At 71.4% G+C, this 24,889-nt stretch carries 32 protein-coding genes and 1 pseudogene; 12 read left to right on the top strand and 21 right to left on the bottom strand.

Going from position 1 to position 24,889, the window contains the following annotated elements:
• Nucleotides 1-20: 20 nt before the first annotated feature.
• Together fxsA and pdxH are read right to left on the bottom strand one after the other, a co-directional pair.
• A complete protein-coding gene (fxsA, locus tag LN042_RS06260) occupies nucleotides 21-200 on the bottom strand; it encodes an FxSxx-COOH cyclophane-containing RiPP peptide (RefSeq protein WP_230049231.1) in 180 nt (59 codons plus the stop codon).
• A gap of 300 nt (nucleotides 201-500) precedes the next feature.
• Nucleotides 501-1,124, bottom strand: a complete 624-nt coding sequence (gene pdxH / locus LN042_RS06255; protein ID WP_230049487.1) for a pyridoxamine 5'-phosphate oxidase — start codon at nucleotides 1,122-1,124, stop codon at nucleotides 501-503.
• A gap of 386 nt (nucleotides 1,125-1,510) precedes the next feature.
• Here pdxH and LN042_RS06250 point away from each other — a divergent pair, with 386 nt between their 5' ends.
• Both LN042_RS06250 and serC read left to right on the top strand, forming a co-directional pair.
• Nucleotides 1,511-2,611: a citrate synthase 2 gene (locus LN042_RS06250; protein ID WP_230049229.1), complete on the top strand. Its 1,101-nt coding sequence runs from the start codon at nucleotides 1,511-1,513 to the stop codon at nucleotides 2,609-2,611.
• A 233-nt stretch (nucleotides 2,612-2,844) separates the two neighbouring features.
• Nucleotides 2,845-3,966, top strand: coding sequence for a phosphoserine transaminase (serC, locus tag LN042_RS06245; RefSeq protein WP_230049227.1), 1,122 nt, complete (start codon nucleotides 2,845-2,847; stop codon nucleotides 3,964-3,966).
• Nucleotides 3,967-4,161: 195 nt separating this feature from the next.
• Here the strand turns inward: serC and LN042_RS06240 are convergent, their stop codons facing one another.
• Nucleotides 4,162-4,929 carry an SDR family oxidoreductase gene (locus LN042_RS06240; protein WP_230049225.1) on the bottom strand — a complete coding sequence of 256 codons (768 nt, stop codon included), beginning with the start codon at nucleotides 4,927-4,929 and terminating at the stop codon, nucleotides 4,162-4,164.
• A gap of 79 nt (nucleotides 4,930-5,008) precedes the next feature.
• Between LN042_RS06240 and LN042_RS06235 the strand changes: the two genes are divergently transcribed.
• Both LN042_RS06235 and LN042_RS06230 read left to right on the top strand, forming a co-directional pair.
• Entirely contained in the window at nucleotides 5,009-5,596 is a 588-nt protein-coding gene (locus LN042_RS06235) for a TetR/AcrR family transcriptional regulator (protein ID WP_230049223.1), read from the top strand.
• Between the two features lie 649 nt (nucleotides 5,597-6,245).
• Nucleotides 6,246-6,869 (top strand): hypothetical protein, encoded by a 624-nt coding sequence (locus LN042_RS06230; RefSeq protein ID WP_230049221.1) that lies wholly within the window; start codon nucleotides 6,246-6,248, stop codon nucleotides 6,867-6,869.
• Nucleotides 6,870-6,985: 116 nt separating this feature from the next.
• Here the strand turns inward: LN042_RS06230 and LN042_RS06225 are convergent, their stop codons facing one another.
• The 7 genes from LN042_RS06225 to LN042_RS06200 form a co-directional block, all read right to left on the bottom strand.
• Complete coding sequence (locus LN042_RS06225) at nucleotides 6,986-7,396, bottom strand: hypothetical protein (RefSeq protein WP_230049220.1); 411 nt, start codon at nucleotides 7,394-7,396, stop codon at nucleotides 6,986-6,988.
• Between the two features lie 8 nt (nucleotides 7,397-7,404).
• Nucleotides 7,405-7,539 carry a hypothetical protein gene (locus LN042_RS37180; RefSeq protein WP_283843584.1) on the bottom strand — a complete coding sequence of 45 codons (135 nt, stop codon included), beginning with the start codon at nucleotides 7,537-7,539 and terminating at the stop codon, nucleotides 7,405-7,407.
• A 53-nt stretch (nucleotides 7,540-7,592) separates the two neighbouring features.
• A complete protein-coding gene (locus tag LN042_RS06220; RefSeq protein ID WP_230049219.1) occupies nucleotides 7,593-8,201 on the bottom strand; it encodes a DUF6879 family protein in 609 nt (202 codons plus the stop codon).
• Nucleotides 8,194-8,466, bottom strand: a complete 273-nt coding sequence (locus LN042_RS06215) for a hypothetical protein (RefSeq protein WP_230049218.1) — start codon at nucleotides 8,464-8,466, stop codon at nucleotides 8,194-8,196. Before LN042_RS06215 ends, LN042_RS06220 begins: the two co-directional genes overlap by 8 nt.
• Before the next feature lie 173 nt (nucleotides 8,467-8,639).
• The gene (locus tag LN042_RS06210) at nucleotides 8,640-9,539 is read right to left on the bottom strand and encodes a hypothetical protein (protein ID WP_230049217.1); all 900 of its coding nucleotides are present in this window, start codon (nucleotides 9,537-9,539) and stop codon (nucleotides 8,640-8,642) included.
• A gap of 199 nt (nucleotides 9,540-9,738) precedes the next feature.
• Nucleotides 9,739-9,924, bottom strand: coding sequence for a DUF397 domain-containing protein (locus LN042_RS06205; RefSeq protein WP_230049485.1), 186 nt, complete (start codon nucleotides 9,922-9,924; stop codon nucleotides 9,739-9,741).
• Entirely contained in the window at nucleotides 9,836-10,831 is a 996-nt protein-coding gene (locus LN042_RS06200; RefSeq protein WP_230049216.1) for a helix-turn-helix domain-containing protein, read from the bottom strand. Before LN042_RS06200 ends, LN042_RS06205 begins: the two co-directional genes overlap by 89 nt.
• Before the next feature lie 275 nt (nucleotides 10,832-11,106).
• Here LN042_RS06200 and LN042_RS37175 point away from each other — a divergent pair, with 275 nt between their 5' ends.
• Both LN042_RS37175 and LN042_RS06195 read left to right on the top strand, forming a co-directional pair.
• Complete coding sequence (locus LN042_RS37175) at nucleotides 11,107-11,241, top strand: hypothetical protein (protein WP_283843583.1); 135 nt, start codon at nucleotides 11,107-11,109, stop codon at nucleotides 11,239-11,241.
• Nucleotides 11,217-11,426 carry a hypothetical protein gene (locus LN042_RS06195; protein ID WP_230049214.1) on the top strand — a complete coding sequence of 70 codons (210 nt, stop codon included), beginning with the start codon at nucleotides 11,217-11,219 and terminating at the stop codon, nucleotides 11,424-11,426. Before LN042_RS37175 ends, LN042_RS06195 begins: the two co-directional genes overlap by 25 nt.
• A 39-nt stretch (nucleotides 11,427-11,465) precedes the next feature.
• On the opposite strand, the gene LN042_RS06190 is transcribed toward LN042_RS06195, so the two are convergent.
• On the bottom strand, nucleotides 11,466-12,431 hold the full coding sequence (locus LN042_RS06190; protein WP_308191770.1) for a LysR family transcriptional regulator: 966 nt from the start codon (nucleotides 12,429-12,431) through the stop codon (nucleotides 11,466-11,468).
• 68 nt (nucleotides 12,432-12,499) lie between these two features.
• Between LN042_RS06190 and LN042_RS06185 the strand changes: the two genes are divergently transcribed.
• The gene (locus tag LN042_RS06185; protein ID WP_230049212.1) at nucleotides 12,500-12,931 is read left to right on the top strand and encodes a tautomerase family protein; all 432 of its coding nucleotides are present in this window, start codon (nucleotides 12,500-12,502) and stop codon (nucleotides 12,929-12,931) included.
• A 4-nt stretch (nucleotides 12,932-12,935) separates the two neighbouring features.
• Here the strand turns inward: LN042_RS06185 and thpR are convergent, their stop codons facing one another.
• The 3 genes from thpR to LN042_RS06170 form a co-directional block, all read right to left on the bottom strand.
• A complete protein-coding gene (gene thpR / locus LN042_RS06180) occupies nucleotides 12,936-13,523 on the bottom strand; it encodes an RNA 2',3'-cyclic phosphodiesterase (protein WP_230049210.1) in 588 nt (195 codons plus the stop codon).
• A 72-nt stretch (nucleotides 13,524-13,595) separates the two neighbouring features.
• Nucleotides 13,596-14,000, bottom strand: coding sequence for a hypothetical protein (locus LN042_RS06175; protein WP_230049208.1), 405 nt, complete (start codon nucleotides 13,998-14,000; stop codon nucleotides 13,596-13,598).
• Between the two features lie 52 nt (nucleotides 14,001-14,052).
• Nucleotides 14,053-14,985: an alpha/beta fold hydrolase gene (locus LN042_RS06170; RefSeq protein ID WP_230049206.1), complete on the bottom strand. Its 933-nt coding sequence runs from the start codon at nucleotides 14,983-14,985 to the stop codon at nucleotides 14,053-14,055.
• Nucleotides 14,986-15,475: 490 nt separating this feature from the next.
• Between LN042_RS06170 and LN042_RS06160 the strand changes: the two genes are divergently transcribed.
• From LN042_RS06160 to LN042_RS06145, 4 genes are all read left to right on the top strand, one after another.
• Nucleotides 15,476-15,991: a SigE family RNA polymerase sigma factor gene (locus LN042_RS06160; protein ID WP_230049204.1), complete on the top strand. Its 516-nt coding sequence runs from the start codon at nucleotides 15,476-15,478 to the stop codon at nucleotides 15,989-15,991.
• Nucleotides 15,991-16,503 (top strand): hypothetical protein, encoded by a 513-nt coding sequence (locus LN042_RS06155; RefSeq protein WP_230049202.1) that lies wholly within the window; start codon nucleotides 15,991-15,993, stop codon nucleotides 16,501-16,503. The genes LN042_RS06160 and LN042_RS06155 overlap by 1 nt, the downstream gene beginning before the upstream one ends.
• A gap of 269 nt (nucleotides 16,504-16,772) precedes the next feature.
• Nucleotides 16,773-17,312 (top strand): GNAT family N-acetyltransferase, encoded by a 540-nt coding sequence (locus LN042_RS06150; RefSeq protein ID WP_230049200.1) that lies wholly within the window; start codon nucleotides 16,773-16,775, stop codon nucleotides 17,310-17,312.
• Nucleotides 17,309-18,049, top strand: coding sequence for a Type 1 glutamine amidotransferase-like domain-containing protein (locus LN042_RS06145; protein ID WP_230049198.1), 741 nt, complete (start codon nucleotides 17,309-17,311; stop codon nucleotides 18,047-18,049). The genes LN042_RS06150 and LN042_RS06145 overlap by 4 nt, the downstream gene beginning before the upstream one ends.
• A gap of 287 nt (nucleotides 18,050-18,336) precedes the next feature.
• On the opposite strand, the gene LN042_RS06140 is transcribed toward LN042_RS06145, so the two are convergent.
• The 7 genes and pseudogenes from LN042_RS06140 to LN042_RS06110 all read right to left on the bottom strand — a co-directional run bounded on the left by LN042_RS06140 (nucleotide 18,337) and on the right by LN042_RS06110 (nucleotide 24,212).
• Nucleotides 18,337-19,746: an MFS transporter gene (locus tag LN042_RS06140; protein WP_230049197.1), complete on the bottom strand. Its 1,410-nt coding sequence runs from the start codon at nucleotides 19,744-19,746 to the stop codon at nucleotides 18,337-18,339.
• A gap of 69 nt (nucleotides 19,747-19,815) precedes the next feature.
• Complete coding sequence (locus LN042_RS06135; RefSeq protein WP_101381777.1) at nucleotides 19,816-20,250, bottom strand: MarR family winged helix-turn-helix transcriptional regulator; 435 nt, start codon at nucleotides 20,248-20,250, stop codon at nucleotides 19,816-19,818.
• 151 nt (nucleotides 20,251-20,401) lie between these two features.
• On the bottom strand, nucleotides 20,402-21,313 hold the full coding sequence (locus tag LN042_RS06130) for a DUF4231 domain-containing protein (RefSeq protein ID WP_230049195.1): 912 nt from the start codon (nucleotides 21,311-21,313) through the stop codon (nucleotides 20,402-20,404).
• A 131-nt stretch (nucleotides 21,314-21,444) separates the two neighbouring features.
• The gene (locus tag LN042_RS06125) at nucleotides 21,445-21,678 is read right to left on the bottom strand and encodes a hypothetical protein (RefSeq protein ID WP_230049193.1); all 234 of its coding nucleotides are present in this window, start codon (nucleotides 21,676-21,678) and stop codon (nucleotides 21,445-21,447) included.
• A gap of 412 nt (nucleotides 21,679-22,090) precedes the next feature.
• Nucleotides 22,091-22,392 (bottom strand): annotated as a pseudogene (locus tag LN042_RS06120) (PIN domain-containing protein).
• Nucleotides 22,389-22,589 (bottom strand): type II toxin-antitoxin system VapB family antitoxin, encoded by a 201-nt coding sequence (locus LN042_RS06115; protein ID WP_230049191.1) that lies wholly within the window; start codon nucleotides 22,587-22,589, stop codon nucleotides 22,389-22,391. The pseudogene LN042_RS06120 and the gene LN042_RS06115 overlap by 4 nt, the downstream one beginning before the upstream one ends.
• A 162-nt stretch (nucleotides 22,590-22,751) precedes the next feature.
• On the bottom strand, nucleotides 22,752-24,212 hold the full coding sequence (locus tag LN042_RS06110) for an NCS2 family permease (protein WP_230049189.1): 1,461 nt from the start codon (nucleotides 24,210-24,212) through the stop codon (nucleotides 22,752-22,754).
• A gap of 124 nt (nucleotides 24,213-24,336) precedes the next feature.
• Between LN042_RS06110 and LN042_RS06105 the strand changes: the two genes are divergently transcribed.
• Nucleotides 24,337-24,594: a DUF2530 domain-containing protein gene (locus LN042_RS06105; protein ID WP_230049187.1), complete on the top strand. Its 258-nt coding sequence runs from the start codon at nucleotides 24,337-24,339 to the stop codon at nucleotides 24,592-24,594.
• The last annotated feature ends 295 nt before the right edge of the window (nucleotides 24,595-24,889 follow it).

The following is a 24,889-nucleotide window of genomic DNA, read 5'->3' as shown; positions in this document are numbered from 1 at the left end:
CGTCTTCAGTTGGCGATCGGTCAGATCGATGAGTTGAACGCCGCCACCGGCACCTGACCCGACTCCTCGCCGGGCAGTGCGCGGTACAGCGCGGCGGTGAGCTCCGCGGCCCCCAGGGCGGCGAGTTGGTCGAGCGGGATCCGGGTGTCGGTCTGCGGGCCGGTGTGCTCGGCGGGCTCGACAGTCAGGACAGTGGTCATAGCGTCAGATCCTTCTCAGCGAGAGATGCGATTCAACCGCACCCGATGTGGGTAAAGGTAGCCCGCTCAGAGCGCCCTAGCATGCCGCCGTCCACCGCCCGTGGGCACACCGGCAGGTGCCGTAGTCCGGCCCGGCGCCCCCGAGCTGCGCCGACCTGCGGCGTCGTCGGGTCGATGGCCCGAAATGGCCACGGAATACCATCCGACTGGACTACTCCGATCCGCGTAACTCGGCCGCGTCGCGTCTACACGACCCACCACCGGAGGCTCTCGGCTCGACGCCCGGGCGCCCCGGGGAGGTCAGGGGCAGAGGCGCTCGACCGTCCAGCCCGGCTCGGCGGCGGCGTAGCGCAGCCGGTCGTGCAGCCGGTTGGGCCGCCCCTGCCAGAACTCCACGCTCTGCGGTACCACCCGGTAGCCGCCCCAGAACGGCGGCACCGGCACCCCCTCGCCCTCCGGGTAGCGCGCCTCCAGCTCGGCGAAACGCTGTTCCAGCACCTCGCGGGAGCCGACCGGGCTGGACTGTTCGCTTGCCCAGGCGCCGAGTTGGGAGCCGTGCGGCCTGGTCCGGAAGTAGGCGGCGGTCTCGTCCCGTCCGGTGCGCTCCACCTGGCCGATGACGATCACCTGACGCTCCAGGGCGTACCACGGGAACAGCAGCGAGGCCTGCGGGTTGACGGCCAGTTCGGCGCCCTTGCGGGAGCCGTAGTTGGTGAAGAAGACGAAGCCGCGTTCGTCGAATCCCTTGAGCAGCACGGTGCGCGAGCTCGGCCGGCCGTCGGCGTCGGCGGTGGAGAGCACCATGGCGTTGGGTTCCAGCACGCCGGCCCGCTCGGCCTGCGCGAACCATCTGCTGAACTGGGCGACCGGGTCGGGGGCCAGATCCGTCTCGGACAGCCCCTCCTCGGCGTAGTGACGGCGCATCCGGGCGAGATTGGGGACGGAGGTCTGCGGCGCGGGCTGGGCGCGGTCCGGGGTCTGCACGTCAACATCATCCCGTACGACAAGCGGCAGACGACGCCCCTCCTGTGGAATCTCGACGTCAAGAGATATGGTGGCTCGCCGCCGCTTGACCAGCAGCCGCCCGGAGGCCCGTCCGATTGTGGGCGGTTTGCACCGGAAATTCCCCCGGTCCCCACCGGACGCGTGCATGAGGTCGAGCTTCCTCCGGGAAACATCACCGCCATGGTGTATGGCGCAATGCACCCAGTGCCTGTCACTCTGGCACCGAGTGCCAAACACCCAACGGTCACCGGCCGGATCGCCCCACCAACGGCGGACCGGCCCTCACGTCACTGAGGAGCCGCGTGATGTCCGATTTCGTACCCGGTCTTGAGGGAGTCGTCGCCTTCGAGAGCGAGATCGCCGAGCCGGATCGCGAGGGCGGTGCCCTCCGCTACCGCGGCGTGGACATCGAGGAACTGGTCGGCAGCGTCTCCTTCGGCAACGTCTGGGGTCTGCTGGTCGACGGCAAGTTCAACCCCGGCCTGCCGGCCGCCGAGCCGTTCCCCATCCCGGTGCACTCCGGCGACATCCGGGTCGACGTGCAGTCGGCGCTCGCCATGCTCGCCCCGGTCTGGGGCCTGAAGCCGCTGCTGGACATCGACGCCGACCAGGCCCGCGACGACCTCGCCCGGGCCGCCGTCATGGCGCTCTCCTACGTCGCCCAGTCGGCCCGCGGCCAGGGCCTGCCGATGGTCCCGCAGCGCGAGATCGACAAGGCGGAGACCGTCGTCGAGCGGTTCATGATCCGCTGGCGCGGCGAGCCGGACCCCAAGCACGTCAAGGCCGTCGACGCCTACTGGACCTCCGCCGCCGAGCACGGCATGAACGCCTCCACCTTCACCGCCCGGGTGATCGCCTCCACCGGCGCCGACGTGGCCGCCGCCCTCTCCGGCGCGGTCGGCGCGATGTCCGGTCCGCTGCACGGCGGTGCCCCGTCCCGGGTACTGCACATGATCGAGGAGATCGAGCGCACCGGCGACGCCGCCGCGTACGTCAGGAAGACCCTGGACAAGGGCGAGCGGCTGATGGGCTTCGGCCACCGCGTCTACCGCGCCGAGGACCCGCGCGCCCGCGTGCTGCGCCGCACCGCCAAGGAGCTCGGCGCGCCGCGCTTCGAGGTCGCCGAGGCGCTGGAGAAGGCCGCCCTGGAGGAGCTGCACAGCCGCCGCCCCGACCGGGTGCTGGCCACCAACGTGGAGTTCTGGGCCGCCATCATGCTGGACTTCGCCGAGGTCCCGGCGCACATGTTCACCTCGATGTTCACCTGCGCCCGCACGGCCGGCTGGTCGGCGCACATCCTGGAGCAGAAGCGCACCGGCCGCCTGGTGCGCCCGTCCGCCCGTTACATCGGCCCCGGCCCGCGCAGCCCGCGCGACGTCGAGGGCTACGGGTCGATCGCGCACTGATCGCGCACTGATCACGCACGTCGTCACTGATCGGGTACCGAACCGGTCACGCACCGACGGATCGCGCACCGGACTGATCGTGTACCGAACCGGTCGCGCACCGACCGCGCCGGCTCGTGGATCCGTTCGCTGACGGACCGACAGGCCCGCTTCCACGTCCGGCCGCTGGAGATCGCATCTCAGCGGCCGGACAGGGGGCGGACCAGGGGGTTTGGGAGCAGTAGGCTGCGCCCGTGGCCCAGATTCAGATCCCCGCTGACCTCAAGCCCGCCGACGGCCGATTCGGCTGCGGCCCGTCCAAGGTGCGCCCCGAGGCCCTCAGTGCCCTCGCCGCCACCGGCCCCTCGCTGCTCGGCACCTCGCACCGCCAGGCTCCGGTCAAGGACCTGGTGAAGCGCGTGCGCGAGGGCGTCGCCGACCTCTTCTCGCTGCCCGAGGGCTACCAGGTGGTGCTCGGCAACGGCGGCTCCACCGCCTTCTGGGACATCGCGGCCCTCGGCCTGGTGCGCCGGAAGTCGCAGCACCTGAGCTTCGGCGAGTTCTCGTCCAAGTTCGCCTCCTCGGTCAAGGCCGTGCCGTGGCTGGACGAGCCGACCGTGATCAAGAGCGAGGTGGGCAGCCACCCGCTGCCGGTCGCCGAGGACGGCGTGGACGTCTACGCGCTCACCCACAACGAGACCTCCACCGGTGTGGCGATGCCCGTCCGCCGCCCGGCGGGCACCGCCGGCGACGGCTCCCTGGTGCTGGTGGACGCCACCTCGGGCGCCGGCGGCCTGCCGGTCGACATCGCCGAGACCGACGTCTACTACTTCGCCCCGCAGAAGTCCTTCGCCTCCGAGGGCGGCCTCTGGCTGGCCTCCTTCTCGCCGGCCGCGCTGGAGCGGGCCCACGAGATCGCCGGCTCCGACCGCTACGTGCCGCCGTTCTTCGACCTGCCGACCGCGATCGACAACTCCTCGAAGGACCAGACCTACAACACCCCGTCGATCTCCACCCTGTTCCTGCTGGCCGACCAGCTGGAGTGGCTGAACGGCAACGGCGGGCTGCGGTGGGCCGTCGCCCGTACGGCTGAATCCTCGGGACACCTCTACGGCTGGGCCGAGAAGTCCTCGTTCGCCACCCCGTTCGTCGCCGACCCGGCGATGCGCTCGCAGGTGGTCGGCACCATCGACTTCGACGACGCCGTCGACGCGGCCGCGGTCGCCAAGGCGCTGCGGGCCAACGGCATCGTGGACACCGAGCCGTACCGCAAGCTCGGCCGCAACCAGCTGCGGATCGCGATGTTCCCGGCCGTCGACCCGGCCGACGTGCAGGCGCTGACGGCCTGCATCGACTACGTGGTCGAACAGCTCTGAGGGTCGCCCGCCCCGAGTCGGCCGAAGGGGCCGCTGCGATCGCGCAGCGGCCCCTTCGGCGTGCCGGTTCTCGGTGCGTCTCTACTTGCCCAGCAGCGCACCGATCAGCACGGCCACCAGGATCAGCCCCAGGGCGCCGGAGACGATGCGGGTACGAGTCTTGGGATCCACGCTTCCCGAGGGTACCCGGCCGGCTCAGACACCCAGGTGCGAGCCCCCGGTGGCGTCCAGCACCTGGCCGGTCACCCAGCGGCCGTCGTCGGAGGCCAGGAACGCCACCGCGTCCGCGATGTCGGCGGGCTCGCCGACCCGGTTGAAGACCGACATGCTGCCCCACTCCGCGCGCTGCGCCGGGTCGCTCAGCTGCGGGTTCATGTCGGTCAGCACGATGCCCGGGGCCACCGCGTTGACCGTGATCCCGCGCCCGCCGAGCTGCTGGGCCAGGGTGTGGGTGAAGACGTTCAGGGCACCCTTGGTCATCGAGTAGGCGATCGTCGCGGTCAGTGCGATCCGGGCCACGCCGGACGAGATGTTGATCACTCGACCGCCGTCCCGCAGTCGGTCCAGGCCCTGCTGCACGATGAAGAACGGCGCCTTCACATTGACCGCGAAGACCTGGTCGTAGTCCGCGTCGGTCACCTCGTGCACCTGGGAGAGCAGGCCGATGCCGGCGTTGTTCACCAGAATGTCCAGGCCCGGCGCGGCGCCCCGCTCGGCCAGGGCGGCGTCGAACGCCGCCCACAGCGCCGCCGCGTCGCCCGGCACGCCCAGCTCGGCGCCGACCGCGAACGCCCGGCCGCCGGCCGCCTCGATCTCGGCCACCGTCTCCTTGGCCGCCTGCTCGTTGGTGCCGTAGTGCACGGCGGTCAGCGCCCCCTCGCGCGCCAGTCGCAGCGCGATCCCCTTGCCGATGCCACGGCTGCCGCCCGTGACGAGGGCGGTCTTGCCGGTGAGCCGATCCATGGCCGTCGCCTTTCTATAGCGATCACTATGGAAAGAACCGTAGCACGCGATCTGTAGCGGTCGATATAAAATTAGGTCCATGACCGGAACCCGCGGACGCCCCCGCTCCTTCGACCGCGACGCCGCGTTGGCCGCCGCCACCGAGCTGTTCTGGGAGCGCGGCTACGAGGCCACCTCGATCGCCGACCTCACCGAGGCCATGGGCATCCGGCCACCCAGCCTCTACGCGGCCTTCGGCGACAAGCGCCGCCTCTTCGACGAGGTCGTCACCCGCTACGGCGAGGTCTACGGCCTGGGCGCGCTCGACCAGGAACCCACCGTGCGCGCCGGCATCGCCCGGATGCTCCAGGACGCGGCCCGCGCGTACACCGCCCCCGAGCATCCGCCCGGCTGCATGATCATCAGCGCCGCCGCCAACTGCAGCGACCCTGCGGTGCGCGACGCCCTGCGCGCCATCCGCAACGCCAACATCGCCGACTTCGAGCGGCGGATCGCGGCGGCGGTGGCCGGCGGCGAGGAGCCGCCGGCCACCGACCCCGCCACCCTCGCCCGCTTCACGGGCGCGGTGCTGCAGGGGATGTCCCAGCAGGCCAGGGACGGAGCGGGGCGCGAGGAGCTGGAGGCGGTGGCCGCGGCGGCGATGCGGGCCTGGCCGGAGGCGGGCTGACGAGCACCACGGCAGCGATGCGGGCCCGGCCGGAGGCGGACTGACGAGCACCACGGCAGCGATGCGGGCCCGGCCGGAGGCGGACTGACGATCACCACGGCAGCGATGCGGGCCCGGCCGGAGGCGGACTGACGATCACCACGGCAGCGATGCGGGCCCGGACGGAGGCGGACCGAGGGTCACCGGACGCGACCTACCCGGACGATCGGGGCGGTCCGACCGATCCGACCGATCCGGCCGGCCCGAGCCGGTCCGGCTCCCGTCGCGAGCGGGCTCGGCCCCGCCGGGCTTCTTCGCGCCGCCGCCGAACCCGCCTCCGGCAGGGCGGCAAGAACGAGTCCCAGCAGCAAGCAGGCCCATCCGCCGAGGGGGCCGACGAGCGACCTCAGCTACCCCCGTCAGTCGACTGATCCAGGACGACCGGGCCACCGGAGCCCGCGAACCGTCGCTTCGCCGACCCGGGCGGCGCCTGCCCTACCGACGGCGCGGACGGCTCCCGGCGCACGCGACACCGCGCCGCGCCACGCCGGGTCGAGCAACATCAACTTCGTCGGCAGAGCCTGTACAGTTCTCGCTCGTGCCACGCTGACCGCACATCAGTACGAGTCGTGTGCACGGCTGCTGGCCAGCCGTCAGGAGCCGCCACGATGTGTCTGTTTCATCCAGGGGGAACACCATTTCTGTCCGTCATGCCGCTGCCGCGGCCCTGCTCGCCGCCACCGTGCTCACGCTGACCGCCTGCGGTCCGGATGAGAGCAGCAACTCCGGGGCGTCGTCCGCCGCGCCGTCCGCCGCCGCCTCCGGGTCGGCGTCAGCGTCGGCTCCCGCTTCCGCTTCCGCCCCGGCCTCCGGCAAGCCCGCCAAGCCCGCCAAGCCCGGTGCGTCCGGTAGCGCCAATCCCTCGGACTGCCCGACCCTCGCGCCCGGGCACGCGGCGATCCACGTCGACAACGTCAACGGCGCGATGAACCACGTCGTGTCGTACATCGCCAAGCCCGACTGCGGCCCCGGCGAGCCCGACGGCCCGCAGTGGACGGCCACCACCCAGTCGGTCGTGCTCACCTTCTCGCACACCGCCAAGACGCAGATCATCTACGACGACGGCGGCCTCAAGCTCGTCCCCTGGGACACCGCCCTGCGCCACGTCCAGTCCTGCAGCCAGCCCGACAGGTACCCGCCGGCGAAGGGCGAGGAGTGCATGGGCAACTTCTACGACGTGGTGATCAACTCCGACCAGCAGATCACCGAAATGACCCAGCTCTACCACTCCTGATCACGAGTCAGCCCCCAGCTGACAACGCCCGGGCCGGGCCCCCTCCCAAGGGCTCCCGGTCCGGGCGGGTTTCCGGGGCAAATGGGGCTGACACGCGTGAGGCTTGGACCGACCCCTCAACCCCCGCCCGACGTGGCCCCGAGGCGTTCGCGCAACCGCATGGCGCCGGGGTCGGTGAATTCACCCAGCAGCGCCAGGGCTTCGCGTCTGTACTGCGGCGCCTCCGCCGGAGCGCAAGTGGCTTCGAGGGTGTCCGCGAGGCGGCAGAGTGCCACGGCGCAGTGCCAGCGGTCGCCCAACTCTCGATGCACGGACGCCGCGCGCCGGTGGAAGTCCATCGCCTCCGCAGCGCGGCCGAGGTCGCGGTGGGCCAGTCCGGCACCGTCCCATGCCAGCGCCTCACGGCTGCGGTCGCCGAGCCGGAGCTGGAGAACCGCTGCACGGTGATAGGAGACGAGCGCGTCCTCCGGGCAGCCGACCGCGCGCTGGGCGGCGCCGAGCTGGAGCAGCCAGTAGCCTTCCGCCACTGGGGTGTTCAGCTCCAGCGCGAGGTCGACAGCCCGCTGGGCCGAGGCACCGGCTCACTGCGCCGGGTGGGCGAGGGCGCCGGGTGGAAGTGCAGCCGCTGGATGTTCTGGGCCTGCACGACCTGGCCGGCGGACCCCGACATCGACGAGTTGGTGCTGCCTGGGGCGGCCTTCGGTCCCGCCCCTGCCACGTCACTCATGTGACCGGCGCCAGGGCGGCCCCCTCGCGTGCCATGAAAGCTTCGATGTCCTCACCCTGGTCGTAGAGGCGGGCGATGAACTGCGCGACGCGCTCCCTGGCGGCGGGGTCCGTGTAGCGGGTTGCGCCGTCGCCGAGGCCGGTCGCGTCGTACGAGATGTCGTAGACGGTGTCCGGGCCCAGGGTGATCAGCTCCGGCAGCCGCTCTCCGCTCCGCTCGTACCGGGAGATCTTCTCGGGGCCGACGATCCGGATCAGCTCGCCGCACTCGGCACGCAAGCGCAGCAGGTGCAGCTCCCAGACGAGGTACGGGGTGACGGGCAACTCGACGACCCGCACACGCAGCAACCGGCAGTCGTGGTCGGCAGCCAGCCGGGAGAGCTGGAGCAGCTCGCCCCGCCTGGCCTCGATGAGCTCCAGTGCCCGCGCCCAGTCGCCCTCGGAGTAGGCCCGCCAGCTGGCGTCTTCCGGTTCGACGAAGTGCTGGCGGCGTTCCAACTTCCAGGAGTCCCAGCCGTCGATGGCGAAGTCCCGCTTGGCGAAGTCCGCCCGATAGGCGTCGAGGGCCAGCCGGTCTCCTGGAACCGATTGGAGGAGCTCACGCATCCGGAAGGTCCGCCTTCGCAGCGAGGAGAGTGATCCGGGGGATGACCACCAGACGCTCACCGGCGCCCACGGCCAGGCCCTGGGGCAGGCCGCCTGCCTGGTAGGCCTCGGTCAGGTCGCGGCCGACAACGGCGATGTCACCGTTGTCGAGCTCCCAGATGTCCGGGCAGCCGTCCCGCCCGCCGGTCGTGCCCAACTCAGCCGGCGACTTGCCCAGGCGCCGGGTCAGCGCGGCGTCAGGATCCGCTTCCCAGGGGTAACTCATGGCGCTCCTTCGGGCATTGTGCGTGATCTGCTGGACACCCAGCGGTACAAAGAACTGACTCGCCGTCAATGCCGTGGCTAACGAGACGCAACCGGGTCGGCCTCGCAAGGAGTTCGGAAGCCTACGGATCACCAGCGGTCCCGGCCCTCCCTGACGCGTTCCCCTTCCCGCTGCTACGCAGCCGCCGCGCTCCGAAGTGCACTGCGCACCAGGGCCGCACCCCGCCGGTTGCGCTCCACGGCGTCCGAGTCGGCCGCGGTGGTCGAGATTGACACGGCTCCCGCGCAGTTTCGACAGAGAACCCCGCCGCCCGGCACGGGGGCGGCGCAGTGGCCGCACTCCCCCATGCCGACCGGCTGCGGCGACGTCTCGTCCAGTGACGGCATCTTGCGCTGGAGGCGCGAGCGCAACAGGCCCAGCGGGGAGCTGATCGGAGTGGGCAGGTCGGACAACAGGGCGACCCGCAAGCGGCGTTCGTCCGGATCCCGGGAGAGCCATTCGGCCACCAGTGGGGCGAGCTCCAGTGCTTCGGCGACGCCGAGCGGCACGTGCTTGTGACGTGACGTCAGGCGATTGAGGACCTTTGCGGCGGCAGCACGTTGCTCGGCGTCAGGCTCGCCGGGAGCCTCGGGGCCCTCCCCAGGCGTCTCGCTCGGGAGGGAGGTCTTCTCTCCAGTCTTCAGAACCTGGGGGGAAGTGCCGACTACCCGGCCCTTCCCCTCACCGAGTGCCGGGTTTTGGCCGAAGCTTCGCCAGGCGGCGTCGATCTCGTGAGGCGCCGTCAAGGGAACGCTGCTGACCATGACTCGAGTCGACCAGGTGCCCTCGACCGGGTCCTGGGTGCGGCGGACGTGCAGGTAGCCCTCCTCGATCAGCTGGGCACGGGCTCGCGAGACCGCCATGCGGCCCTCGGGCATGCGCTTGCCGATGGTGAGGATGGTGTCGCGACTGCCCGGCGGGAGCGAGATGGCCCACAGCAGCAAGGTCTTCGCGGTGGCCCGCAGACGCGGGTGGCGGATGATGTCGTGTGACGCCCGGACATAGCGCTCGGGCGCGATAAAGTGAACGTGCATGAGGAGGTCTGACTCCTGGTGCCGGACCCCGGGGTGCTGCTAACACCGCCGGGGTCAACTATCGCTTAGTGGTCGCACGGTAGCACGGGGTGACGGCGCTTCGCCTTCGAACAGGCGACCAGGGCGGCTACGCGCACCGCCGCCGGGCAGGCCGAACGATTGCCCCAATCCTGTCTGCGCAGTCCTGCCCGCGTCTTGATCAACTCAGCGCGAGCGAGCCGTCCTTGAGGCCGGCCACGAAGGCGGAGAAGGAGGGGGACGGGAAGACCAGGGCCGGGCCGTCGGGATCCTTGGAGTCACGCACGGGAACGACGCCGTGGATAGCGGACGGCGGGGCGCACTCGACGCACTGGCCGCTGTTGCCGCCCGAGTAGCTGCTCTTGATCCACGAGACGCTGTTCACCCGGCAGTCCTTCCATGACATCTCGGATCAGCTCCGCAGACGCCGCATGCGACAGCGCCTGCGCCCGAACCTCATCATAGTCATCAACGTACTGCCTCACCTGGCGCGCGCTTTCGATGATATGACCATGCGCCAGGCTTTCCGAGTACACGCGCTTCCGACCGTTCGCCAGCTCAAGAATGGTCATGCCGCTCATGGGCGCTGGAGTAACCGCCCCCGCCGCGAATGGCAGCACCTGGACGTTGACGTTGGGCAGTTGCATCATGGTCAGCATGTGCGCGTGCTGCTCCCGCATCACTGCGGGCCCACCCACCACGCGCCGCAACACCGCTTCGTCGATCACGTTGATCAGCCGGGCACGGTCCGCTCTGAACAGGATGGCCTGCCGCCCAAGTCTCTCGACCACCCGCTCGCCGATCTCCTCGTCAGACTCCCATGGATTGTGCAACCGATAGAGCGCGCGCATGTATGCCTCGCTCTGCAGCAACCCGGTGATCCTGCCGGTGGAGAATTCGTACAGTCGGACCGCCTGACTCTCAAGCTTCTTGAAGTCCTTGAAGGCATCCCACTTCGCCTGAGGCTGCGCAAGGTACGGCTCCACCAGCTTGAACGCCATCACCAGCCGACCGCCGGCGTCCAACTTCTCGTCGAGGAGCCGTGCCCACTTCTCGTCCGGCGGGGTCTTGCCCAACTCCAGGTGGCTGATCATCGTCTGATGGGCCTTCACCAGGTCGGCGAGCTGCGCCTGGGTGAGGCCCCGTTCCTCCCGGATCATCCGCAGCACGTCCCCCCAGGTCATCCGCTTCTCGTCGAGGGCGCCACCGTCAACGACATCCAGGTTCACGGCCATGACCGCCACCTCAACAATCTGTTCCAGCGTCTTGCGCAACCGGTTGTCACCGCAGCATCACACGCCGAAACTGATCGTGCAGGCGAACCGGCCAAGTTCGCCCGACGGATCCTGGTTCGCCCCACTACCTCCCTCACAGAGAGCCACCCACGATGTCCATCCCCGACGACCGCAGCCTCCCCCCGTGCCGCTGTCCCGCCAACTGCGGCGGGCACCCCGAGCGACTCGCCCGCCTCGCGCCCACGTACCCCACGGCTGATCCCAGTGGCGCGCAGCCGCCCGAAGTGCCCTATGAGCCGCGACGGCGTGGGGAGTTGATCTACGACACGCTCAACCGACGCACCGGCGCCTTCATGGACCGCCACCGCCGGCTCGTCTACCTCCGCCCCGAGCGCGGTGGCGCCGAGTGGGAGGTGGACGCCAAGTGGCTGACGAAGTCCGCTCCGTGATGCCCGCGATCCGCCAGGCGCGGGCCGCACTCGACGAGTTGGAGGACGCACTCGTGGACCGGGAAGTCGATGTCGCCGACCTTTCCGCCGGCCTCCGCGTCACCCTCACCGGGGCCGTCCTCGTCCAGCTCCGCCCGCTGCTCCCCACCGAACTCCTGCTGATCGCCGAGGCGCTCCGCCAGTGACCTGGGAGGTGCCGCAGGCGCGGTTCGTTCCGGGGCTTCTCAGGCAGGCCGACGGGCCGCCTCGCGGTGCAGGACCTGGATGACCTGTGCGACGCCCGGCGGGCGCGGACCGGGAAGGCGGGCAAGGACGACCCGGCGGTGTTCGGCGGGGCCTCCGCGGACCTCGACCAGGCGTACGCCCGCGGGAACCACGTCGGCCAGCCCCTGCGGCACAGTGGTGATGCCGCTGCCCGCTGCGACCAGGTGAAGCTTGGTCAGCCAGTCGCGGGCGGTATGCGTGATGCGCGGCCGTCCGGGCAACCCCGGCCAGACGCCCATCATCGGCTCGGCGGGGTTGGATCCACCGGCGATCCATTCCTGACCGGCCAGTTCCTCCAGGTCCACCACGTCCCGGTTGCCCAGACCGCTGTCGGCCGGTACCGCAAGCAGGAGCTTCGTCTCCAGGAGGGTCTCGCACTCCAGGCGTGGAGTCTGGTCGTCCAGGGGCCGGTAGGGCGGGCGGACCGCGAGGATGGCCAGGTCGATCGTGCGCGCCCGCAGCGCGCGTACCAGCGCCGGGGTTGTGGCCTCGCGCGTCGTGACGCGGATGCCGGGTTGGGTGCGGCGCAGTACGGCGAGCGTGCGCGGCAGGATGAGCGTTCCGGCGCTGGGGAAGGTGCCGAGCCGCACGACACTGCATTCGGGCGCCACGCCCTTCAGCTCCCGCTCGGCCGCGGCGAGCGCGTCCAGCGCGACGACCGCGTGCCGCAGCAGGGTCGCGCCCGGTGCCGTGAGCGCGACGCCGCCGGGGCCGCGGTCGAACAGCTTCACCCCGGCCGCGCGCTCGAGGGCGGCGACCTGCCGCGAGACGGCGGACTGGGTGTAGCCGAGCTCTGCGGCGGCGGCGCTGAAACTGCCGCGCTCGGCGATCTCGCGCAGGACCCGCAAGCCGGTCAGCGAGGGTTCCATGACGTTCATGCATACCCACCATGCCAGAGTTTCGCTGGCCGCATGGCGGAGCGCCACCTAGCGTTGCCCGTGTCAGCCGCGCCGAACTGCGCGGACCCGCACCCGACTTGTGCCAAGGAGCCGCCATGCCTTTCGTTGAGATCTACCTGCGCAAGGGCAAGTCCCCGGAGTTCCGCGAGGCCGTCTCCGCCGCGGTCCACGAGTCGATGCGGGAGGTGCTCCAGATCCCGGAGGACGACCGCTTCCATGTCGTGCACGACATGGAGCCCGGTGGCATCCTGCACGCACCGACGTTCTTCGGAGTCGAGCGCAGCGCCGACTCCGTGATCATCCGCATGACCTTCAACCGCCGGCCCCCGGCCCAGAAGTCGGCACTGTTCGAAGCCGTCGCCGACCGCCTCGCGGCCACCACGGGGATGCGCCGCGAGGACGTTCTGATGACCGTTCTGGAAACCGCTGCGGAGAACTGGTGGGCGCTGGGCCGGACCATCGACCCCGAGACCGGGTTCGACACCCGGATGAGCCCGGAGGCGGTGCGGGCCGGCCGAGTGGGCTGAGTCATCAGGCCTCGTGCAGCGCCCAACTGCGCACCCGGGTGTACTGCGCAGGTCCGCCATGGAACTCACTGCGCATCAGGTGCACCGACGCCACCGTGAACTCCGCCCCCTGGAACGTCTCCAGCCGCTCGGCCGCCGCCCGCAGTGCCTTTCGTTCCGCTGCGCCGTGGTGGCCGCTGCGGCCGGTGCGGGCCAGGGTGAGGTGGGGGTGGTACTCGAGCGCCTCACCGAGCTCGGGTGCCTCCTGCTCCAGCACCTCACCCGTCACCGTGGCCACCGAGCGCGCCAGCCCGCGCAGCGCCCAGGTCTCGCCCGCCAGCCCCACCCAGAGCACCCGGTCGCCGAAGCGCCCGCCGCCGGCGAGCCGCAGCCGGTGCACCGGGTGTCCCAGTACCGCCTGCGCCAGCCCGTCCTCCAGCGCCGGCAGCTGCTCCTCGTCCACCGCGCCGAGGAAGGCCAGCGTCAGGTGCCGCCCCTGGGCTGCCGTCCAACGCAGCCGCTCCGCGCCCGGCAGCTCACGCAGCGGCGCCACGGCGGCGTCCAGCTCGGCGAGTACCTCGGACGGGGGCAGCACCGCGACGAAGAGCCTCATGACCCCATTCTCCGCCCGTCCCGCCTCTTCCACGTCTTCGCTGCGGCTCCCCGGCCCCGGATCCGCGGCCCGTCAGGCGGCATCGAGGGCTTCAGTGATCTTGCGGGCCATCGCCGCCAGCGTGGGGCTGGGCTCGCTACGGTGGGTGGCCGCTTCGATGGCGACGGTGACGATGCCGCGGAAGTTCTCGGCCTCGGCCGCATCCTGCCGCTTGAGCAGGGTCATGGCCCCCGTCAGCGCAGGCAGCACCTGGTCGGCGATCTCGGCCACGGTCTTGCCGTTCAGCTTCACCGCCCCCGGGTTCTCGCCGAGCACGTGTCCGACCGCGCCGGTCGCGGAGGCCAGGGCGATGGATCCGTCGGTTGCGATCCGGTGCGGCTTGCCGCCGGCGGCACCGGCGGCCGTCAGCAGCGCTACGGCGCCGTACGCGGCGATCCGCAGGGTGGTCTTGTCCTGGTCGGTGAGGGTGACGGTCATGAGGGGTGTGCTCCTTCTGGATCAGTGGGTCGAACGGGATGGAAGGGGTTGGTCAGGAACGGGTCGCCCAGTCGACGACGTCGTGGATCGCCTGGACCACGGCATCGGCACGCTCGAAGCACAGCTGGCTGTGGTTGGTGTCGGAGAGGATGCGGTGCTCACCGTGCGAGACCCCGTTCGCCAGGGCCTCGTACAGCCGGGTCTTGCCCTCGTGCACCTGGCGCAGCGTCTCCTCCGACATCAGCGCCTGCTGGGCGGGGTCGACGGCCAGCGGGGTGAGCGCGATCAGCGGGACGTCGGGGATGCCCGGCCCGGTCCGCAGTTCGCCGGCGAGGGCGGTCATCGAGGCGCGCTCGGCGATGCCGGCGTGGATCCAGCGGTCACTCACGTGGTACTCGACCAGCGACTCCCGCACGTGCTCCGGGTAGTCGGCCAGCATCTCGGCGACGAAGCCGCGCATGAACGGCAGCGCCTGCCGCAGTTGCTCCTCCGTGGGCGCGATCTCCTCGCCCGCCGCCAGGCTCGCCTCGGCGGGCAGGAAGTCGTCCCAGTCGCGGTGGAAGGCGTCCAGCCAGACCAGCCCGGCCACCTCCTGCTGGTAGAGCTGCGCGAACCGGTGCGCGTAGGCACCGCCGAGGGAGTGCGCCACCAGGACGTACGGGCCGGCGATGCCCTGGGCGTGCAGCAGCTCGTGCAGTTCAGTGGCGACCGCGGCGCCGGTGCGCGGCAGCGGGGCCTCGTCGCTGTAGCCGGTGCCGGCGCGGTCGTAGACCACGGCGGTGGCGAACTGCGCGACCTGCTGCTGGATGCCGAAGTAGTCCAGGCCGACCGCACTGGCGCCGGGCAGGAAGACGACGGCCGGTCCGTCGCCGCTGCCCGCGCGGTGCACGAAGATCCGGCGGCCGTCGACCTCCTGGAACCCCCCGAGCGGAGGAGTGGGCCGAGTCGAAGTGGCGCTGTTTGAGGCGGTGTTGTTCGAAGTCATGCGTCAACTATCGGCAGCTAGCCTGACACCCCCCTGTCGCCGCCCTGACACGGCCACTGACACGGTGTCCTACCCGGTTCGCCCGTCAGTCGACCGGCCCGCCCGCGACGTGGACCACCTGTGCGGAGACGAACCCGGCACCACCGCCACCGGAAGTCGACCCGTCCGACTTCGCGGTCCTGATCGGCGCACCACCGCGCGCCCGCCTGCTCGCCCTCCTGGAGGAGCCGCACGCCACGGGGGAGCCGGCCCACCGCCTCCGGGTCATCCCGAATGCGGTCTCCCAGCAGCTATGCGTCCTGCACGCCACGGGCCTGGCCACCCGCGCCCGCCCCGGACGGCAGGCGCCGTGCCCGCGGCCGCCCAGCTTGCAGGGCACTCGGCGACCACCTGGCCTGCCCGCCCGCGTGACGCAGGTCACGCCGACCGCCGTGCAGCAATCCCCGCCCGGTCGCCGTCATGGGGGCAGGAACCGTAGCGAGGAGGACCTGTGGGCAGCTGGCAGCGGGCTGAGCGGCTCGACTTCGTCGAGTTCGTCGAGCAGCGCTCCGCGGCGCTCTTCCGAACCGCCTACGTGCTGACCGGACATCAGCAGGTTGCCGAGGACTTGGTGCAGGAGGCGCTGGAGAAGGCGTGCCGACGCTGGCGGCGGATCGCGGCGGCGGACTCACCCGAGGCGTACGTCCGGCGGATCCTCGTCAACCTGGCCAACGACCGCTGGCGGCGCGCCAAACGGGCCGGCGAGCGGTTCGAGGTGCCCGAGCGGGCCGACCCGCACGACTCGTACCGGCAGGTGGAGCTGCGCGACGGGCTGGTCCGGGCACTGCACGGGCTGCCGATCGGCATGCGCACCGTGGTGGTGCTGCACTACCTGCACGACCAGGGGCCCGAGGAGATCGCCGGGACGCTGGGCATCTCGCCCAGCTCGGTGCGCTCCCAACTGGCCCGGGGGATGGCCAAGCTCCGGGCTTCCTCGACCAATCTCCCGCAGTTCGAAGGTGCGTGATGACGATCCCCCGGCACGGTTCCGACACCCACGATCCCGAGTTCGGAAAGGCACTGGTCCAGGCTATGGAGAACTACGCGAACGACCCGCAACCGCCGGTCTTCGACGCACCCGCGATGGTCGGCCGCGCCCGGCGGCGGCGCCGGCTGCTGGTGAGCGGCGCGGCGGCCGCAGTGGTGGTGCTGGGGGCCGGGGTGGCCTTCGGGGCGCAGGCGGCACGGCCGGGGACGGGACGGGTGAACCCGGCGGCAGCCGGCCCGGTCGCCTCGCCGACCAACTGCTTCGCCCCCACCCCGCTCCCCACTCAGCCCAACGGCACACCCACCCCCAGCCCCACGCAGCCCAACGGCACGCCCACCCCCAGCCCCACACCGCCCAACGGCACGCCCACGCCCACCGCCCTGCCGACCAACGGCGCGCCCACCCGAACCGCCTCACCAACCGCGCCCCCCGCCTCCTCCGGCACCCGCTCGCCCTGGACGAACCCGGCCCCGGCGGTGACCGAGGGGTAGTCAACCGGGCCGCCCTCGAGGGTGTACGGCAAGGCTTGGTGCCGTCCGCGGGCGGTCAGTCCGAGGCCACGACTCGGCAGCCGTTGACCGCCGGCGGGCTGCAACCGGGCACCAGTGCACGACTTCACGGACGGCACGCGGCAGCCGGGCAGGTGGTACCCACGCAGCCCGCGGCCGGCGCGACCATCGCCACGTGCACTCCCGTCGGGCCGTTCGCGGCCGCGCCAACCCCGTGACGCACCACCGCCGCCCGGTGTAGACAAGATCGCATGAAGATTCGAACCGGGGGCCCCGACGACGTCCCAGCCATTCTCGCCATGCTCGACGCCACCATGGAATGGCTGGTCGCCCAGGGGCGCACCGGGCAGTGGGGCGACCAACCGTGGTCCGGCAACGAGGCCCGGGTGGCCCAAATGACCAAGTTCGCCACCGACTACCTGATGCGGATCGCGGAGGACGACGGCGGGCAGCTGGTGGGCGTCTGCGTGCTCGCCGAGGAGCTGGCGCAGTACATCCCGCCCGCCGACGTCCCCGAGCTGTACATCCGCTTCCTCGCCACCGACCGGACCCGCAAGAACACCGGCATCGGCGCCGCCCTGATCGCCGACGCCCGCGCCGAGACCGCCCGCCGCGGCCTCCCCCTGCTGCGGGTCGACTGCTACGGGGGCGACGACCGCCGCCTGGTCGCCGCCTACCGCGCCCTCGGCTTCACCGAGGCCGAACCCTTCGTGGTCGAGCGGCCGGACGGCCCGCCGTGGCCGGGCCAGCTCCTGGAGATCCGGTTGGACGCCGCCGGGCGGACGTCATGACCGCGTCCGAGCCGACCATCCTGGCCACCTCCGGCGGTCACCGCCCGGGCGGGCGCACCATGGTGGCGTTCAACTCCCTGGTGCACCACGCGGTCGAGCTGTCCGGTGCGCACGGTCGCCGCCCCCGGGTGATGTACATCGGCACGGCGATCGGCGACGCCGAGTACTTCACCCTGCGGATGCTGGAGGCGGGTCGGATCGCCGGGTTCGACCTGACGCCGCTGCACCTCTTCCCGATGCCCAACATCGAGGACGTCGAGAGCGCCGTCCTCGCCCAGGACGTCGTCTGGGTCATGGGCGGATCGGTGGCGAACCTGCTGGCCGTGTGGCGGGTCCACGGGCTCGACACGATCCTCCGGCGTGCCTGGGAGGCCGGTGTGGTGCTCAGCGGGGTCAGCGCCGGGTCGATCTGCTGGTTCCGGGGCGGCGCCACCGACTCCTTCGGCCCCGAACTGCGCCCGCTCACCAACGCGCTCGGCTTCCTGCCCTACGGCAACGGCGTCCACTACGACGTCGATCCCGGGCGCCGCCCGCTGATCCACCGGCTCGTCGCGGACGGCACCCTGCCGGAGGCCCACTGCACCGACGACGGCGTGGGCCTGGTCTACCGCGGCACCAAGCTGGTCGAGGCCGTCACCGAAACCCCGGGCAAGGGCGCCTACTTGGTCACCCGCGACGGCACCGCGGCGATCGAGGAGCGCCTGGAACCCCGCCCGCTCCCCGCACCACGCCACTGAGCCGCCGCAGGACAACGCACCACGCCACTGAGCCGCCGCAGGACAACGCACCACGTCACCGAGCCGCCGCAGGACAACGCACCACGTCACCGAGCCGCCGCAGGACAACGCACCACGTCACCGAGCCGCCGCAGCACAACGCACCACGTCACCGAGCCGCCGCAGCACAACGCACCACGCCACCGAGCCGCCGCAGCACAACGCACCGCGTCACCGAGCCGCCGCAGGACAACGCACCGCGTCACGAGGCCCTGGGGGCGGGCAACGCCGCCCGCCCCCAAGGGAGTTCAGCAGGCCGCCGCCAACTCCCGGCGATCGCCCGCCGGCTGCGGCTCACGCTGACGCTGACGCGGCACGAACGCCACCACCCGGCTGCCGCTGCCGCGGTGCAGGTCGACGCGCAGGCGCAGGTCGGCGCAGCGGGCCAGCACCAGGCCGACGGCCAGGGCGGCGAGCAGCGAGACCGCGCCGCAGGTGAGCAGGCCAAGGCGCGGGCCGTAACTGGAGGTGACCCAGCCGACCAGCGGCGCGCCGACGGGCGTACCGCCGGTGAAGACCAGCACCAGCAGCCCCATCACCCGGCCGCGCATCTCCGGGTCGGTGGCCAACTGGACGTAGGAGTTGACCGTGGTGTTGAAGGTCAGCCCGAAGACGCCGATCAGGGTGAGCAGCGCCGCGAAGCTCCAGTAGCCGGGCGCCATCGCCGCGACCACCTCCAGCAGGCCGAAGGCCACGGCCGCACCGGTCAGCCGGCGCAGCCGGGGGTTGCCCCGGCGCGCGGCGATCAGGGCGCCGGTCAGCGAGCCGAGTGCCATCGCGGTGTTGAGCAGGCCGTAGAGGCCGGGGCCGACGTGGAAGCTGCGGTAGGCGAAACCGGAGAGCAGGGTCGGGAAGTTGAAGCCGAAGGTACCGATGAAGCCGGCCAGCACCAGCGGCCACATCAGATCCGGACGCTCCTTCACGTACCGCAGCCCCTCGCGCAGTTGGCCCTTCTCGCGCGGGATCCGCTCCACCGGGCGCAGCTCGCCGCTGCGCATCGCCAGCAGGCCGGCGATCACCGCGGCGAACGAGAGCGCGTTGAGCGCGAACGCCCAGCCGCTGCCGACCGCGGCGATCAGCAGGCCGGCCACCGCCGGGCCGACCAGGCGCGCGGTCTGGAAGTTGGCCGCGTTCAGGCTGACTGCGTTGGCCAGGTCCTTGGGGCCGACCATCTCGGAGACGAAGGCCTGCCGGGTCGGGGTGTCGACCACGGTGACCAGGCCGAGCAGCAGTGCGAAGGCGTAGACGTGGTATTCGGTCACGGCGCCGGAGATGGTCAGCGCGGCGAGTCCCGCCGCCAGTGCGCCCATCGCACCCTGGGTGACGATCAGCAGTCGCCGCTTGGGCATCCGGTCGGCCAGCACCCCGCCGAACAGGCCCAGCAGCAGGGTGGGGAGGAACTGCATGGCGGTGGTGACGCCCACCGCGAGCGGGCTGCCGGTCAGGCTCAGCACCAGCCAGTCCTGGGCGATCCGCTGCATCCAGCTGCCGGTGTTGCTGATGATCTGACCGGCGAAGAAGTACCGGTAGTTGCGCACCCTCAGCGAGGAGAACATCCCCCCGGGGCGGGTGAAGCGGGCCCCGGTGGGGCCGGAGGCGGCGGGGTCAACCGCCGCGGTGCGTTCGTCGGGGTCGTTGGTATGGCTTCCCTTGCTCATATGGTCGGTTCCTCTCGTTCGCGGTTCGCCGGGCTACCGCCGCCCGGCCGTGCCAACCCAGTCCGAGAGCTACAGATGCGCCAGCCGGTACAGTGCGGGAGCCGCCTCCCGCACCGCCGCCCACTCCTCGTCGGTCAGCTGGGAGGCGAGTTCGGCCAGCCAGGCATTGCGCCGCCGCCGGGACTCGTCGAGGATCTCGGCCGCCTGCTCGGTCATGCTGACCACCACCTGGCGCCGGTCCTGCGGGTGCGACTCGCGCCGCACCAGGCCCTTCTCCTCCAGCATCGCGATGATGCGCGTCATCGACGGCGGCTGTACGTGCTCGCGCCGCGCCAACTCCCCCGGCGTGGCACTGCCGCACCGCGCCAACGTGCCCAGCACGCTCATCTCGGTCGGGCTGAGCGACTGCTCGACGTGCTGGTGCTTCAGGCGACGGGACAGACGCATCACGGAGGACCGCAGCTGATTGACAGCGACGAGGTCCTCCTCGGACATCTCGGACATGATCCTTAGCTTACGTCATTACTCTCGCTAATTAAAAATCGGCTACGCAGGCCGACCGTCCGAGCACCCGGGGCCACAGAGAAGAAGCCGGGCTGGGGGAGAAGACGCCGGGACGGGAGAGAAGACGCCGGGACCACAGAGAAGAAGGGGATCAGTGCGGGAAGGCCCGGTGGCTGCGCCAGCTGGTGTGCTCGCGGGACACCGCGTCCTCCACGTCACCGGCCAGGCGGGCCCACTGGGCCTCCGCCTCCGGGTCGTTGAGGTCGAGCACGGTCAGCTTGCCCCAGACCACGTCGAGTTCCTTGGCCGCCAGCCGGTAGGTGGAGACCAGCGGGCGCAGTTGCTTCAACTGGTTCCAGGCGATGATCGCGGCGGCTGCCGCCGCGCAGACGCCGAACAGGCTGACCGAGATCACCCCGGCCGCCTGGGCCACCGCCGCCGCGCCGCCGAGGATCATCAGCGCCACGGTGCCGAGCCCCCAGGAGACCGCCTGCGACTCGTAGGCGCTCGCCTTCGCCAGGTACCAGGTGCGCTGCCCCTCCACCCGGGCCCGCAGGTACCCGGTGCGCCGGTCGACCAGCCCTGCGGCCCGCAACTCCCGCATGCCGTCGGTGATCTCCGGCGCCGCGCCGGCCGGCAGCGCTCCGGAGTCCTCGAAGGTGCGCAGCACGTCGGCCACTTGGGCGCGGTACTCCTCGTCCGCCTCGGGGGAGTCGGCCGGGCCGCCGAACGGCCGGGCCCGCACCGTGTACTTCCAGGCCAGCGACTTGACCGACTCGGCCGCCGCGCGGGCCTCGAACCAGCGGGGCTGCGGGTTGACCGTCCGCAGCCGGGACCAGAACCAGCCGGCCACCACGAAGGCGGCCACGGATATCAGCGGCGCGATGCCCGAGTCGCCGCCCGTCGCCGCACCGACCGCCGCCGCGACCACCAGCATCACGATCATCCCGCGGTACCAGCGCAGGGTCTGGCGCTGTGCGGCGATCGAGGCCTGGTCGGCCGTCTGGAACGGCTCCGGCAGGAAGTCGGCCTCGTCGATCCCGGACGGGTCCCATCGCACCATCAGAGAGTGCCCCCTCACGACTCAGGAGGCAGTATGCCCACCGCCAACACGGCTACACAGTGCGCTTTCCGGCCACCTGGCGCAGAGCGTCCGCCCGTGCGGGCGGCCGCCGCCGCCGCTTCGACGGTCCGTCAGCGGCCGCGGGTCGGCACCACCGCCGCCACCAGCGCCATCACCGCACCCAGCACCCCGAGCTCACCCAGCAGCAGCCAGCGCACCGGCACCGCGGCGGCCGGCCCCACCGGAGCCGCCGCGAGCCCCAGCAGTCCGCCGAGGACGGCCAGCACCACCAGGGCCGCCAGCACGGCGCCCCCGCGCCCCCGCTCCCGGGCCATCGGTCGAGCTTGCTGTCTCACCATCGCCATGGGTCCAGCCTCCCGGACCAGGCGGCCGCGCGGTACCCGGGAGCGACCCCGAATTGCCCCTGAATCCCTCCTACCCCCACGGGACGACCCGGGGTGGCACTCGGCAGCCCCCAGGATGAACAGCAGCCGGGCCGAGAGGCCGACTCGCCGTCACCAGCCGCCGGCCACCGGCCACCAGCCACCGGCCTCCGGCCTTCGACCCGAGGCGACCCGGCCGATCGGCTCATCCGATCCTCACGGCCGAAATGCAGGCGGTCTCCGTGGCGGCGCTCAGGTGGTGCGGGCGGGGCGCTACTTGGCCAGCCCCAGCGCCGGCATCAGGTAGTAGAAGGCGAACACCGCCGCCACCACGTACAGCGCCACCGGCACGCTGCGGCCGCGCCCGACCATAGGCACGGCCTGCGCGGCGACCTCAGTCGGCCGTCCCCGCCGGGACGACCCAGCGCACGGGCTGGCCGGTGATCGCCGCGATCATGTCGTAGTCGCCGTCGTAGTGCAGCACAGTGACCGAATGCCGGTCCGCCGTGGCCGCGATGAGCATGTCGGCCATCGACAAAGCACGGTGGTTGCCCCGGAACAGAGCCTGATGCTGGATGAACTTGGCACGGTCCCAAACCTCATCCGCTGTGAAAGGTCGTCGAGAACCGGCCGCACGGAGGGCTTGCCCCACCGCGCGAGAGCCGACTTGTCGATCAGGAAGCGCTCTCGGCTCACGCAACGGCCTTGCCGTCGGATTCGCCGAGGAGGTCGAACTCGCCACTGGCAATCGCGTCCGCCAGCTCTATCCGGCGGGCCAGCTTGACGGCCTCCAGCAGGGCGGCGTTGACCGTCGCGACCTTGGTGGTCGTACCGAAGAGGCGCTGCGCCTCCTCGAGGAGGTCATCGTCAAGGTCGACAACGGTGCGCGTCATGATCACTCCGTGATGATTGGGCCCCGACTAATGATATCGCCGAGCCCCTGGAAGAGATGTCGAACAACCCGCACGAGGGTCGGTCATCCGATGGACCGCAACGCCGAACGCCGCCTCGGAGGCGGTCTCCGTGGCGGCGCTCAGGTGGTGCGGGTGCGGGTGCTACTTGGCCAGCCCCAGCGCCGGCATCAGGTAGTAGAAGGCGAACACCGCCGCCACCACGTACAGCGCCACCGGCACGCTGCGGCCGCGCCCGACGGCCAGCCGCAGCACGCAGAAGGTGATGAAGCCCATGCCGATGCCGTTGGTGATGCTGTAGGTGAACGGCATCAGCACCATGGTCAGGAAGGCCGGGATGGCGATCGTGTAGTCGGCCCAGTCGATGTCGCGGATCGAGTTGGCCAGGATCAGGAAGCCGACGGTGACCAGGGCCGGGGTGGCGGCCTGGGCCGGGACCATGGTGGCCAGCGGGGTGAGGAGGAGCGCGACCAGGAAGAGCGCGCCGGTCACCAGGCTGGCGAAGCCGGTTCGCGCCCCCTCGCCGACGCCCGCGGTGGACTCCACGAAGCAGGTGTTGGCGGACGAGGAGGTGGCGCCGCCCGCCGCGGTGGCGATGCCGTCCACCATCAGCACCCGGTTGATGCCGGGCAGGTCGCCGTTCTTGTCGAGCAGGTGCGCCTCGTCGGCGACGCCCAGGATGGTGCCCATCGCGTCGAAGAAGGCGCTCATCACCAGAGTGAAGACGAAGAGGATCCCGGTGAGCGCGCCGACCTGGTGGAAGCCGCCGAACAGGCTGACGTGCCCGATCAGGCCGAAGTCCGGCTTGGCGACCGGGTTGCCGGGCCACTTGGGCACGGTCAGGCCCCAGGCGTCGGCGGGCAGGCCGGCCAGCTTCTGGATCACCACGGCGACCACGGTCATGGCCGCGATGGAGATCAGGATCGCCCCGGGGACCTTGCGGACCACCAGCACCATGGTCAGCAGCAGGCCCAGCACGAAGACCAGCACCGGCCAGCCGTGCAGGTGGCCGCCGATGCCCAGCCCCAGCGGAACGGTGGTGTGGGCCGCGTCCGGGACGCGGGTGACGAAGCCGGAGTCGACGCAGCCGACCAGCGCGATGAACAGGCCGATGCCGATCGCGATGGCCTTGCGCAGGCCGAGCGGCACGGCGTTCATCACCCGCTCCCGCAGGCCGGTGGCGACCAGCAGCATGATGCAGAAGCCGGCCAGCATCACCATGCCCATGGCGTCGGGCCAGGTCATCTTCGGGGCCAGCTGGAGCGCCACGATGGTGTTGATGCCCAGGCCGGCGGCCAGTCCGATCGGCACGTTGCCGATCACGCCCATCAGCAGCGTGGTCAGCCCGGCGGTCAGCGCCGTCGCGGTGACCAGCTGCGGGAAGCTCAGCGCATGCTTGTCGATGTCCACGGCGTTGGACAGGATGATCGGGTTCAGCACCAGGATGTAGGCCATGGTGAAGAAGGTCGCGACGCCACCGCGGATCTCGCGGGGCAGGCTGGAACCCCGCGCGGAGATCTTGAAGTAGCGGTCGATGACGCCACCGGGAGCGTTGGGCGCCGGAGGCTCGGGCGACTCCAGGGTCGGCTGGGCCACGGAAGGCATGCGTCGTCCTCAGATGGGGGTGGAGGAAGTCTCAGTATGGGTCGACCGGTCGTGAACGCGCCATCTTCGCGCGTAGATGAGCGCTCCTTCATGGCGGCGTCCGCGGGCACGTACGCTACGTCCCATGCCGAAGAGCCCGATCCATCCCGCGCCGCCGCCCTTGGAAGCCAATGACGTCGCGATCGTCGGCGGTGGCACGGCGCTCTGGTTCCTGGGCTTCCTGGTGCTGGTGCCGTTCCAGGACACGCTGAGCCGCCACCACCACGGCAACTGGCCGTGGATCTGCCTGTCCGGCGGGCTGCTCGGCCTGATAGGGCTCTGGTACTGCCGGGCCCGGCGGGATGCGATCCGACGCGCCGGGGCAGCCACCGACTCCGACTGACGACCCGGCGCGCCCGGACGGCCACCGGCTGCCAACTGCGCGCCGAGCGACCGCCTGCCCCGCGCAGCCCGGCTCCGCGCCGGACAGCACCCCAACTCCGTAACTCCGTGTGGCGACCCGCCTCGGAGAGCCACGCCCCGCCTCGGCGAGCAACGCCCTGCCTCGGGGAGCCACGCCCCGCCAGGGCGAGCCACGCCCCGCCACGCCCCGCCACGCCCCGCCACGCCCCGCCCCGAAGAGCCACGCCCCCGGCTCCGCCAGGCGGGCGATCCGGCTCCTCCGCCCGGCTGACCCG

Source organism: Kitasatospora humi, from assembly GCF_020907985.1.
GTDB classification, from domain to species: Bacteria; Actinomycetota; Actinomycetes; order Streptomycetales; family Streptomycetaceae; genus Kitasatospora; species Kitasatospora humi.
This window is presented reverse-complemented; position numbering and strand designations above follow the sequence as displayed.

Coding starts and splice junctions, on each gene's coding strand:
- LN042_RS06240 (WP_230049225.1), bottom strand. CDS start 4,929: ATGGATCGGCTCACCGGCAAGACCGCCCTCGTCACGGGCGGCAGCCGT.
- LN042_RS06135 (WP_101381777.1), bottom strand. CDS start 20,250: ATGTCCGAGATGTCCGAGGAGGACCTCGTCGCTGTCAATCAGCTGCGG.
- LN042_RS37180 (WP_283843584.1), bottom strand. CDS start 7,539: ATGTCGGGGTCCGCCGGCCAGGTCGTGCAGGCCCAGAACATCCAGCGG.
- LN042_RS06130 (WP_230049195.1), bottom strand. CDS start 21,313: ATGGTGCGATGGGACCCGTCCGGGATCGACGAGGCCGACTTCCTGCCG.
- LN042_RS06210 (WP_230049217.1), bottom strand. CDS start 9,539: ATGCACGTTCACTTTATCGCGCCCGAGCGCTATGTCCGGGCGTCACAC.
- LN042_RS06175 (WP_230049208.1), bottom strand. CDS start 14,000: ATGACCGTCACCCTCACCGACCAGGACAAGACCACCCTGCGGATCGCC.
- LN042_RS06145 (WP_230049198.1), top strand. CDS start 17,309: ATGACCGCGTCCGAGCCGACCATCCTGGCCACCTCCGGCGGTCACCGC.
- LN042_RS06140 (WP_230049197.1), bottom strand. CDS start 19,746: ATGAGCAAGGGAAGCCATACCAACGACCCCGACGAACGCACCGCGGCG.
- LN042_RS06150 (WP_230049200.1), top strand. CDS start 16,773: ATGAAGATTCGAACCGGGGGCCCCGACGACGTCCCAGCCATTCTCGCC.
- LN042_RS06170 (WP_230049206.1), bottom strand. CDS start 14,985: ATGACTTCGAACAACACCGCCTCAAACAGCGCCACTTCGACTCGGCCC.
- LN042_RS06220 (WP_230049219.1), bottom strand. CDS start 8,201: ATGCGTGAGCTCCTCCAATCGGTTCCAGGAGACCGGCTGGCCCTCGAC.
- LN042_RS06155 (WP_230049202.1), top strand. CDS start 15,991: ATGACGATCCCCCGGCACGGTTCCGACACCCACGATCCCGAGTTCGGA.
- LN042_RS06235 (WP_230049223.1), top strand. CDS start 5,009: ATGACCGGAACCCGCGGACGCCCCCGCTCCTTCGACCGCGACGCCGCG.
- LN042_RS06250 (WP_230049229.1), top strand. CDS start 1,511: ATGTCCGATTTCGTACCCGGTCTTGAGGGAGTCGTCGCCTTCGAGAGC.
- LN042_RS06115 (WP_230049191.1), bottom strand. CDS start 22,589: ATGACGCGCACCGTTGTCGACCTTGACGATGACCTCCTCGAGGAGGCG.
- LN042_RS06185 (WP_230049212.1), top strand. CDS start 12,500: ATGCCTTTCGTTGAGATCTACCTGCGCAAGGGCAAGTCCCCGGAGTTC.
- pdxH (WP_230049487.1), bottom strand. CDS start 1,124: ATGCGCCGTCACTACGCCGAGGAGGGGCTGTCCGAGACGGATCTGGCC.
- LN042_RS06105 (WP_230049187.1), top strand. CDS start 24,337: ATGCCGAAGAGCCCGATCCATCCCGCGCCGCCGCCCTTGGAAGCCAAT.
- LN042_RS06215 (WP_230049218.1), bottom strand. CDS start 8,466: ATGAGTTACCCCTGGGAAGCGGATCCTGACGCCGCGCTGACCCGGCGC.
- LN042_RS06125 (WP_230049193.1), bottom strand. CDS start 21,678: ATGGCGATGGTGAGACAGCAAGCTCGACCGATGGCCCGGGAGCGGGGG.
- thpR (WP_230049210.1), bottom strand. CDS start 13,523: ATGAGGCTCTTCGTCGCGGTGCTGCCCCCGTCCGAGGTACTCGCCGAG.
- fxsA (WP_230049231.1), bottom strand. CDS start 200: ATGACCACTGTCCTGACTGTCGAGCCCGCCGAGCACACCGGCCCGCAG.
- LN042_RS06110 (WP_230049189.1), bottom strand. CDS start 24,212: ATGCCTTCCGTGGCCCAGCCGACCCTGGAGTCGCCCGAGCCTCCGGCG.